This window comes from Variovorax sp. P4_D9, from assembly GCF_056401695.1.
Map to the genome: position 1 here is coordinate 1 of NZ_JBFUIU010000321.1, position 9,836 is coordinate 9,836.

Below are 9,836 nucleotides of genomic sequence, written 5' to 3' on the forward strand. Positions count from 1 at the left end.
GCCTCCTCGCCATCGGCTCTGGCACTGGAGGGGTCGTATGGCACGTCGCGCGCGCGTTTCGGCGGGAGGGCCGCGACATCGCTATCACTTCACTCGAACCGCGACACTGCCGGCCCACGCCGCCGCGCAGTCCGCTGCCGCTGCGCGCTTTGCGCAGGAGATCCGCTGTGTGGTCGGCCGTCCCGGTGATCCGCGGACGCGCGAAGTTCTGCGCGAAGTTATCGGCCCGCGAATCGATGCCGTATTCATCGACGGAGAGCCGAGCTACCGCGACTGCGCAGCCGCCTACGCACTTGCCGAATCGCTCGGCGCACGCCTGGTTGCCCTGCACGACATTGTTGACTCGGACTGGCATGCGGCGACGCATTGTTGTGTGTCGCGACTCTGGAACGAGTTGCGGACGCGGGAACTCTGCGAGTCGCGATACGGGCAAGAGTGGGCAGGAATCGGAGTGGTCTGGCCAGACCAAGCGGGCCGCTGAAGTGCGCTCAACGGCAGAGCGCGCAATCCGTTAGGCGTCCACTGCAGCGAGCAGGTCGGGCCTCAAGCGAATGGAGAAGATGCATGACTTGGRCTAACGATGACGGCAAAATAGTACGGGAGATGATTGTCAAAGAAGCGGAGCTGATTAATCATCGATTCACGTGGCTGGCAACTCTCCAGGGTCTTCTCTTTGCAGCTCTAGGTTTTGCTTGGAAAGACGCTAAGGAACTGGTGCTTTGCCTCGTCGTATTAGGGATTGGCTCCTCAGTTTCCTCGCTTGCGATTCTCTGGTGTTCTCAGGAGGCGATCAAAGGACTGAAGCAGCAATGGGATCGCAACAAACCTCAAGACTACTCAGGACCAGATGTGATTGGCTTCATTCCCAACACAAAGCGTTTTGAGCTCATCCTGCCTTGGCTCTTCTTGCCTTCGCTCTTTGTTGGAAGTTGGTTGGCGGTACTGGCGATTCATCTTCTATAAGACGCCTAACCAACGCCTAACCCTACCATTGACCTCAAACGTTGAGCGACTGCTTCTGGCTTTCCTTTCCGTGTTCTGATAGGCAGCTTCGGGCCCAAACCTGCCCGTCAGGCCGGTAGGCCCCGACAACGGCGCTGGCTGGATTCCGAATTCGGATTCATGCGGTCGCCGATGCGCGAAATGTCACGCAACATGCCTCAGCGCAAGACTCCGGAGCCCTACTTGGGTAGCAGCATCAACAGGCGTTCACGCCAGTAGCGCCAACCGGTATAGCCGGGAACCTCATATCCACCGATGCCCGGCGAACTGCGCAGATAGACACCATCGTGCACGCCGATAGTTTCCTCCACTCCAGCGGCGCACTGCCAGTTCTCGGAGTCGACGACCGCGCACTTATCGAGCACCCCCCCGGAGATCGCCCAATCGCCAATGTTGTGATCGACCGTCCACGCGACAGCGCCCGTTTGCTGATTGACGATAAATCGCAGCGCGCTCCGCCGTATGAACTTGCCGGTGCATTGGCCGTCGTTAGTCAACGGCATCGGCACACTACAGCCAAGCCCGGTTTTGCCAATGCCGGTGCATTTGTCGTCGTTTGTCATTGGCACACTACAGCCATACTCGACAACCCGCGTGGTCGACGTTGGTATCAGAAAGTACCCGGCGACCGCTGCAATCACAATGATCGAAGATATTGATAGTTCGGTATGGTTCATTGTTATCCCATTACGCGCCCGGCCGATCATCCGGACACCCTAGCGACCAACGTCAGCCCGATGCAGGTCGAGCAGGACTGGCTTGCCAATCAACCAAGGCAAGCCAACTCATGAGCTCGGCTATGGGATACGGATTCCAAGGGCAAGGTCAGTCGTAGGATAAAAAACTTACGACGAAGGAACTATCAATGAGCACGCCGGCCGACAGGGTTCAAGCCAGACTGAAATGGTTCGCCGCATGCGAGAGGATGATGTTCGCCCTCAACCCTCCGGCGGAGCTTGTTACTCAGTAGTCGATAATTTAGGCTACAAACGATCACCACGGCAATCGAATTGATGGTCCAATAGGGCATGAAGCGAGATGGCCGCACGCTGGATCACAAGACGCTGGAAGAGATTCGCCTGATGGCGGTGGAGCGAGTTCGCGATGGAGAGAAGCCTTCTACGGTGATTGCCGCCTATGGCTTCAGCCGCACCACGATCTACAAATGGCTGAGGGCCTCGTCGGGTCGAGGCAAAGGCCTCAAGGCATTGCGCGGCACGCGCGGCACCGGCCGACCGCGAACGCTGAGTCCCGCACAAGAGCGCCAGGTGTTTCGTTGGATCAATGGACGCGACCCGCGCCAGTACGGCCTGGACTTCGGGCTGTGGACACGCGCCATTGTCGTGACGTTGATCGAGCAGAAGTTCGGCGCGAAGATAGGGGTGACAGCGGTCGGTGCGCTGCTGGCCAAGCTCGGGCTGACCCCGCAGAAGCCGCTGCAGCGCGCCTATCAGCGCGACCCTCAAGCCATCGAGCGCTGGCAGCGTGAAACCTACCCCGCCATTGCCGCTGCCGCGAGGAAAAGCGCAGGCGAAGTCTACTTCTGGGACGAATCGGGCTTTCGTGCCGACACCGTGCACGGCAAGACCTGGGCGCCCAAGGGTAAGACTCCGGTCATTGAGCGGCCCGGCCAGCGTCAGTCGRTCTCGGCGGCCTCAGCAGTCAACGCCAAGGGAGGCTTCTGGTTCGCGACCTACCAGGGTGCCTTGAATGCCGAACTGTTCATCGAATTGCTCAAGAAGATGATGAAGGGCCGCAGCAAGCCCGTGCACCTTGTCGTCGACGGATTGCCGGCCCACAAGAAGGCCAACGTGCGCGAGTACATCGAGTCGACCCAGGGCCAGCTGAGCATGCACATCCTGCCGGGCTACGCACCGGACCTGAATCCGGACGAGCTGGTGTGGAGTCACGTCAAGCGCACCGGCGTGGCTCGCAATCCGCTGCGAGCCGGCGAGAAACTTGAAATCCGCGTCGACCAGCAACTGCGCGACATGCAGAAGAATCGCCGGCTTGTTCGATCATTCTTCCAAGCGCCTTCTGTCGCCTATATTTCTGACTGCTGAGTAAGGGCGCGCCGATTGACATTGGCCTTCAGGAGGCTGTGCGGGTGGCCGATGAGGCTCTTGATGAGTTGAGTGCGGCATTTGGGATCGACAGATCTGCCTCTGACCGCTGACCGCTGATTGGAAGGCGGCAGCTCGCGAGAAGCGGCCCGGACCCATCAATCAGGCGCCCGGTCTGGAGGCTTGCAGCGCGTGGTCTGATAGCGTCCTTGGCCCGTCTCGAGGTTCAGTGCGCCGTGGTCTGCGCAACCGGCGTCTCCGTATGCAGTGCGCAGCGCCACTTCTCGCCGTCCCGCACCCACGTCGATGTGTCGTTCATGTCCTCAGTGACAACGTCCTTCTTTCCGCTCGATCGCCTCGGCCGCGGTCATGATCTTCGACGGAGGAGATCGAATCACTCAAGACTTGATCGTCGTGTCGTCCATGAGGCCCGGCAGTACCCACCATGCCTGCTGATGGTGCTTTTGGTAGCCCGCGTCCTCCAAGCCCCTGAGCATGATCCCGTTGTCGATCTTCACGGTGCTCGCGTGCTTCAGCGCCGGGAGAATCTCTCTCGTCGAGCCGCGCTTGTCGAAAAGCTTGGCGTCGTGCACTGGCCATCCTCCGCGCTTGTCGAACACGAGATAGCCTTCGACCGGGCGCTGCCGGACGATGTCTGGCGGGAGCTTTTCGCCGCGTTGGCGGAGCTGGTAGACGACACAATACACTGGATAAGTATCCAGTATTTTGTTGCGCTTGTGCGATGGAACGCGACGACTGGATTGCTGTCTGCGCCCGCCCTGATCCGCGGCCACTTTGAGGCGAACAGCGAACGCTTGTTCAACGAAGCCGTCGTCGGGCTCGGCCTCGAAGGGCTGGTCGCCAAGCGCGAGGATAGCGTCTACGTGCCGGCACGTCCTCGTCCTGCTCCTGGTCCTTCAGGGCCTTGGCGGCCTCATCAAGTTGCTCGGGTCAACGGTGCGCCAGTGTCGTTGGAGCCGGTGCGCACCGACGGCGATCCAGACACTTCTGTCGTGCGCCATGGACCTCAGTCGACGCTATTTTTGCCCACTTCGTCGCGCTACGATTTCTAGTCGAATTCGCTTGGCTTCACGCTCATTGATAAACCAGCCGACCACAAAGCCGAGGGCAACAACCCACCAGGGCGACCACCCGAATCGCGCGAGAACGGTCGACACTGCGACAGCCGCCAACACTCCATAGCAGAACCAGCTTCCTTGCCTGCAATGATGCGCATTCAACCCTGCCGAATCCCCTAGGACTGCGCCACCGGCTTTTGCAAGGGCGCGAAGCTCGTCGTCCGCCGCTAGGCGGCCAGCCTCCACTTCCCTTCGCGTGATTCGATCCGCTAGAACTGGATTGATGTGCCCGTCCTCCATTGCCTCCTTAGCGAGGAACGTACGGTACTCGGCTGTCGTCACCGGCAAGAGCTTCTTCCATGTGTTCTCGTCGTATGCGTGTTCCCCGACGGAGACCAAAATGCGATGCGCCTGGAGCAAGAGGACGTACTCTTCCTCGGTGTTCGCCTCCGCATGCAGTGATGCGATTTCGTCGCGGAACTTCATCCAGTCTCCGCCTTTACTCATCCGCTCTTGCAACGATGCAATCTCAGGCCGCATGGTGCTCCTCGACTGGGTTACTTACGTGCGCCGCATAATCTCATACATGGGTCAAGGTCAAGCGCAAGGGCGCCGTGCCGCCTGGACGCTTCAAGCGCTAGTTGGGCTTCTTGCCCCACCAGTCTCGCGCCCGGGTAAGCCACGTATATGTGCTCATCGGCTCGCGGAAGCAAGGCGCCACCGTCTTGCCTAATTCTTTCTCGATGGCAGCCAGCATCGCGCGGATGCCCTCGGTATTCAACGACCTCGCCACCCTCAAGTACCGCTTCATGGCGTCCTTCGGAGCGGAATCGGAGCAGATATTCAAGGACACCGCCTTGGTGATCAATTCCATCTTGCTCTCGGCGCAGGTCCTCGGCTCGCACTACTGGCCGCGCCAGGGCAGGGTGCAAATGACGCTGGAGGAAGGCAAGCAGCATCTCGACGGAATGTGGGAACAGGAGGCGGTGTTCTGGGACCACGGCAAGGAGGATGACGCGCGCCTGATGAGATGCTGGATGTGGCCGAGGTGAACCGCTCCGCAGGAAGCATCAAGTAGACAAAATGGCCGAGGCCGCGGCCCCAGGCCTCTCAGAGTGTGAGTGAGAGTTTTTCTCCGAGCCCCGTCAATCTGGGCACGGGAATGGCTTCGCAGTTGGCATGACGACGCAGATTGATGCGAGCGAAGTGACCCGAGATGTGGCGCTGTTCGATGACCTACCCGAAGCCGAGTGAGGCGCAGGTCGAGCAAGCGCGAGCGCAGATCGGTGCCACGCATGCTGTTCGCGTGCCCATACGCCGAACGCGATGCCAAGGGCTGGCCGAGCGAAGGAGTTCGAACGGATGATTGCCTCAAGTGCGCAGCCGCGCCGCGCATAAAAACGCGGCCTACGACTTCGGGAAGGCGACCGTCTGGGCGGAAGTGCGGCGGGTAGCCCGGGCAAAACCTCGCCTAGGTAGCAGGGGAGGTCGGTGCAACTGCCGCGGCCCACTTGTGCCACACCAGCTTCGGCGCGCGCTTCTTGTCGTTGTACTTAGGCAGGCGGCCATATCGCCTTGAGTATTCGGCGAAGCAAGCAAACTCCGCACGCAGAACGTCTCCCATCGCGAGGAGGTCCTTCGGTGCAATCGACCGCACATCGCACTCGAAGGGCAAGACGGAAACGAAGAGCTTGGGCTGCAGGGTTCCGAGGGCACGGAAGTCATTTAGAAAGCGCTCGCCGCCGCCGTGGCCTTGGCGCGCGTTGATGGCCTTGTCGAACTGCCGCAGTCGTTTCGACAGCGCAGCATTCGTCATCCCGATGTAGCGAATGTCTTCCAGCCAAGAGAACGGCTGGTCGGCAAGGACCGTGTCCGAGATGGCGAGTGCGTAGATGCCTGGTAGCGCCAGGCGTTCGAGCGCCGAGCGGTCCGACCACCGACTCCACCTGGAGAAGCGAGTTGCCTCTATGAAAGGGGGGCCATCGGGGAGCTCGGTCGCAACGAGAGGGGCGTCTTTTTCAGCCACGGGTGCAATGAAAGGAGATGCGCGCGACTATAGCAATCGACGACATGAGCTATGCAACGTCGCCAGCGCTGTATACCCACCGCGGAGCGCCACGCTCGGTACGCTCGAAGGATTCGACTCCCAACGGAGAAGGGTTGGGGTCGCCGCGATCAAGCCTTTGAAAGGCTTCGCGCAGCGGTCGCCCCTGCGAGGAGCATGGGAACCAGGCGCCGCGTACGCCGGAGTCACGATAGCGACGTTGACGCCTAAGGGTCTCCTCATGCGTTTGCGGCGACATTTGCACTTCGAAGGCAGAAGTCCCATATCGTTTGCCCTGATTGCGGTCCGGGATTCCATCGCCTACTTCGCGGCGCACCGGCTGCTTGGGCTTCCAGGGCAAGCCTTCCCATTCCAGGCCTTCTCGGATCTTGATCTCGGCGGCCGACAGGCACAGGCGAAAGTTGACCAGCCACTTCCAGCGGCGCGTTTGCTTGAGAACCTCGCGAAGCTCTGCGCTTGTGATGCCCTCGGGCGGCCGGCCTTCATCGGACTATTACTGCGATCCTCAAACGAGTGGGTTTCGTAGTCAGCACTTTCAGGTACGGTCCTTCTCGAACGGCACAAGAAGCCGTGTCTCCACTACGTTGACGAGGTGCGCGCTGGGAAAAGGTCACGCTTGGTGATCGAATCGTTGCGTGAGGCCCGTCACGATGGGAAATCGGGTTGACTGTCGATCGGACTGCATTACATTTTAGAACATGATGGAGGATCAACTCGCGGAGACAAACGAAGTTTCACTGGGCACACCGTCCGTGCTGGTATCCGAAGCAGGAGGCCCACCCCGGCCTTTGCCGAGGTGGGCGCGGTGGCTTATTGACGTCGGTTTCGAATGGATCCCTAAGGCGACCGAACTTGAGCAGAGACGCAGGGTCGCTGTGATCTCAACGCCTGCCGACTCGCCAGGCGCCGGCCTCGTCGCGCTTGGAGCGCTCRTCGGCCAACTTTGCCGTCCCGACGCCAACGAGATCCACTCGCACTTCGACGCACTAGTACGAAACGCAAGACAGTTCGTGCAACATTGCCGCGACTGCAAAACTCATTGCCATCCGGAGCAAGCGGCCTGCGGCTTTCTGTCATCAGCTTCTTCACGCATCAGAAACGCTGAGAGCGGCGGCACCTTGCAAATACTCGGTGTGGGCACTGGACCAACACTAGGCCAATTCATTCAAGTTCGCGAGCGAACTGGCGTCACAAGCCTCTACGCCACAAGCGCGAGAAGGTACCACATCAATGGCTCGTCWCCCTATTTGGTAGCAACTTCCGGAGGATCGCTTACAGGCTATCCGTTCGCAGCCATTTGCCCCGAAGCCACAATCCTTCCTCCGAACTTAGCTTGCTCACACGTTGGAGTCTGTCTGGCCGGCCGCCCGACAGGGCCAGAAATTACCCGTTCTGTACTGGATTCCTTTTCGTTTTCTGTGGGCCCAAAAGCGCTGTCATTGACTGAACTGCTAACAATTCAGAGTTGGAGTCCGCCAGGAACCGTATCGCGAATGACATACTTCAACCCGCGGACGACGCGCATGGACCGACCAGGCCCTCCCCCTAGTATAGTCGTGGCGGACAGCGGTGCGACGCTGCTACAGGTGCTATCCCAGGCTGAGTTCGCCAACTCAGATGTTATTGCAGTACTGCCTAGGTGCGCAGACCAAGATACCCTTGAGGAAGCTCAAGAAGCGATCGGCAACCTTCGCCAATGGTACCGAGCGGAACCCCTTCCCGCCTGCTTCATGCAACAGCCACCAAACGGAATCACCGGAGTCGTGCTGTGTCGGAACAGCTGATCGCTCCCATCACAGCTACGCGAGCCTTCGAGCTTGCCGACGCCGCGGCCCCTTTGCAGTGGGACCGGTTCATCATCAGCGACGCCGCATTGGGAACATTGCGAAGAGCTGCGAGAAAAATTGTCAAGGCGCTTTGCGAGGGTCAAGACGAAGAACTCGCGAACGTTGCAGCACGTTTGCAATTTGAGATGGCGGGATGGCTCACCGCACCCTGCTTGTTCGACTCGGAGATTCCCCGCTTTCTTCGCTCGCTGCTCGGCGAAGTCGAGGATTGTCAAAGACGTTGGGGCAAAGATATCGCGAAAAGTTTCGTCGAATCAATTGCGGCATCCGAGGCCATGGCTCTGCGAGGCAGCCGCCTCCGCCAGGAGGTCGCGGCTGAAGCGCATAGGCTTCTTGTCGAGGGGAAGGAGATCCGTATCTATTGTCGTCGCGCAGATAGGTGTCACTTCGAAGATGCCATGAGCTCGTTAGGGCCAATACGTCTCGAGACCTGCCACTTTATCCATACATCACGCGAGTATCGCGACAGCCCAGCGTTCGACGTTCTCCTCAAGGTCGGTCCCCTTCGGCGTCGCGGTATTGCAAGCACGCCGGACGCGTTGATCAATGCGCCGAGGTTTACAAGCCTAGTGCAGTTCGTGTGGGAAGGTCTTTCGGATGACTCGGATTTTGGAGTCGACCTATTTGAATCGTTACTCCCAGATATCGAGGGCGAAAAGCCATCCAGAGACGAGTTTGTGAATGCGTGCGGCTTTCGCTGGCGAGTCGGCACCTTGTCGATGCAGGATGACAGCGGTTGGGCGATCACAACCGAAGGCCAAAATGATGAGCTGACCATACATGACGATCTCGACATCGCGTCGGCACGCAAAGTCAAGGAACCGCTTGCTAAAGCGATGCTTGTACGACTTAGCCGCGATCAGGGAGTGCTCTACCCCGGCAAAGCGAATGTTCTGTGCATCGGTCCTTCGGCCTCCGCTCCGGGCTTCTCTGCAGACTGGCTCGCCTGTGAAGAACTGTCGGAAGGAATGTTCCTCGTGCTTTCGGATGTGGATGAATTGGAAGGTGRCACCTTGACCGCGGAACCAGGTCGGTATGCCGGCTCGTGGAAACAGCTGTTGACGGAAATGCTGCGACGCGACCGCGAGAAGACCATTGGAAGACTCCAAGAAGCAGGAATCGAACTACTCGACATTGACGGCGCTGTCGACCACTGGGCGGGGCCATCCACCAGTGTCATTCACGCACCAAAACGTGAACAGCACTTCATGCTCCTCATGAAAGTCTTGGCCGACTTCGACGCCGGCTGGAATCAAGCGCTGTGGCGGCTAGCTTGGAAAGAGGTTGGAAGGTCGCGGGGCGAAGCGATTGTTGCTGGTGTCGTGGAGCATGAAAAGCTTCGGGATCAGGTGCTCGTCGCGCTGCGTTCGATCACGCCAACGATTGCCGAGGGTGTCCGAATCGGCGCCGATTTCAATGCGCTCGCCCCGCGAAACTCCGGTCTATCCGGCGTGTTCACCTTCAGGCGGATAAACGACGTGGAAAGTAGCTTTCGTGCCCCTGAACGGGAGATGCGCGTCGTGAGATCTACAAGTACCTTCAGAAAATGGCTCTATTGATTCCGGGATTCGTCGATGAACGTACCCCTCCTGGTGAAAGAGATGTCTTCGCCTTCCTCGCCGCGTGCCCCGAGCATTGGGTCGCGCTTCATTCACTAGACCTCGCACCATGGAATCGTGGCTTGCGAACAGAGATCGACTTCTTGGTGATCGTGCCGGAATTGGGGATCGTGTGCATGGAGGTGAAGTCGCACCCAGAGATTCGGTTCGATGGTCAGCGC

General features: G+C 59.4%; 10 protein-coding genes. 6 read left to right on the forward strand and 4 right to left on the reverse strand.

All coding sequences use genetic code 11. The features are described 5' to 3' along the window. A partial coding sequence (locus AC1DY5_RS28875) for a class I SAM-dependent methyltransferase (protein WP_478116992.1) occupies positions 1 to 481 on the forward strand: 481 nt, incomplete at its 5' end. An 83-nt stretch (positions 482 to 564) separates the two neighbouring features. Further along, the gene (locus AC1DY5_RS28880) at positions 565 to 963 is read left to right on the forward strand and encodes a hypothetical protein (protein WP_478116994.1); all 399 of its coding nucleotides are present in this window, start codon (positions 565 to 567) and stop codon (positions 961 to 963) included. A 218-nt stretch (positions 964 to 1,181) separates the two neighbouring features. On the opposite strand, the gene AC1DY5_RS28885 is transcribed toward AC1DY5_RS28880, so the two are convergent. Further along, entirely contained in the window at positions 1,182 to 1,679 is a 498-nt protein-coding gene (locus AC1DY5_RS28885; protein ID WP_478116996.1) for a hypothetical protein, read from the reverse strand. Between the two features lie 351 nt (positions 1,680 to 2,030). Here AC1DY5_RS28885 and AC1DY5_RS28890 point away from each other — a divergent pair, with 351 nt between their 5' ends. Next, on the forward strand, positions 2,031 to 3,065 hold the full coding sequence (locus tag AC1DY5_RS28890) for an IS630 family transposase (protein WP_478116998.1): 1,035 nt from the start codon (positions 2,031 to 2,033) through the stop codon (positions 3,063 to 3,065). 398 nt (positions 3,066 to 3,463) lie between these two features. Here the strand turns inward: AC1DY5_RS28890 and AC1DY5_RS28895 are convergent, their stop codons facing one another. Both AC1DY5_RS28895 and AC1DY5_RS28900 read right to left on the reverse strand, forming a co-directional pair. After that, the gene (locus tag AC1DY5_RS28895; RefSeq protein WP_478117000.1) at positions 3,464 to 3,859 is read right to left on the reverse strand and encodes a hypothetical protein; all 396 of its coding nucleotides are present in this window, start codon (positions 3,857 to 3,859) and stop codon (positions 3,464 to 3,466) included. 243 nt (positions 3,860 to 4,102) lie between these two features. Next, entirely contained in the window at positions 4,103 to 4,630 is a 528-nt protein-coding gene (locus tag AC1DY5_RS28900) for a hypothetical protein (protein WP_478117002.1), read from the reverse strand. 203 nt (positions 4,631 to 4,833) lie between these two features. Here AC1DY5_RS28900 and AC1DY5_RS28905 point away from each other — a divergent pair, with 203 nt between their 5' ends. Next, positions 4,834 to 5,196: a hypothetical protein gene (locus tag AC1DY5_RS28905; RefSeq protein WP_478117003.1), complete on the forward strand. Its 363-nt coding sequence runs from the start codon at positions 4,834 to 4,836 to the stop codon at positions 5,194 to 5,196. A 419-nt stretch (positions 5,197 to 5,615) separates the two neighbouring features. On the opposite strand, the gene AC1DY5_RS28910 is transcribed toward AC1DY5_RS28905, so the two are convergent. After that, positions 5,616 to 6,170, reverse strand: coding sequence for a hypothetical protein (locus AC1DY5_RS28910; protein WP_478117005.1), 555 nt, complete (start codon positions 6,168 to 6,170; stop codon positions 5,616 to 5,618). Between the two features lie 1,807 nt (positions 6,171 to 7,977). On the opposite strand from AC1DY5_RS28910, the gene AC1DY5_RS28915 reads away from it, so the two are divergent. Together AC1DY5_RS28915 and AC1DY5_RS28920 are read left to right on the forward strand one after the other, a co-directional pair. After that, positions 7,978 to 9,615 carry a hypothetical protein gene (locus tag AC1DY5_RS28915; protein WP_478117006.1) on the forward strand — a complete coding sequence of 546 codons (1,638 nt, stop codon included), beginning with the start codon at positions 7,978 to 7,980 and terminating at the stop codon, positions 9,613 to 9,615. Beyond that, the coding region (locus tag AC1DY5_RS28920) for a nuclease-related domain-containing protein (RefSeq protein WP_478117007.1) at positions 9,603 to 9,836 on the forward strand (234 nt) is incomplete at its 3' end. The genes AC1DY5_RS28915 and AC1DY5_RS28920, both read left to right, overlap by 13 nt.

Coding starts and splice junctions, on each gene's coding strand:
- AC1DY5_RS28885 (WP_478116996.1), bottom strand. CDS start 1,679: ATGAACCATACCGAACTATCAATATCTTCGATCATTGTGATTGCAGCG.
- AC1DY5_RS28900 (WP_478117002.1), bottom strand. CDS start 4,630: ATGAAGTTCCGCGACGAAATCGCATCACTGCATGCGGAGGCGAACACC.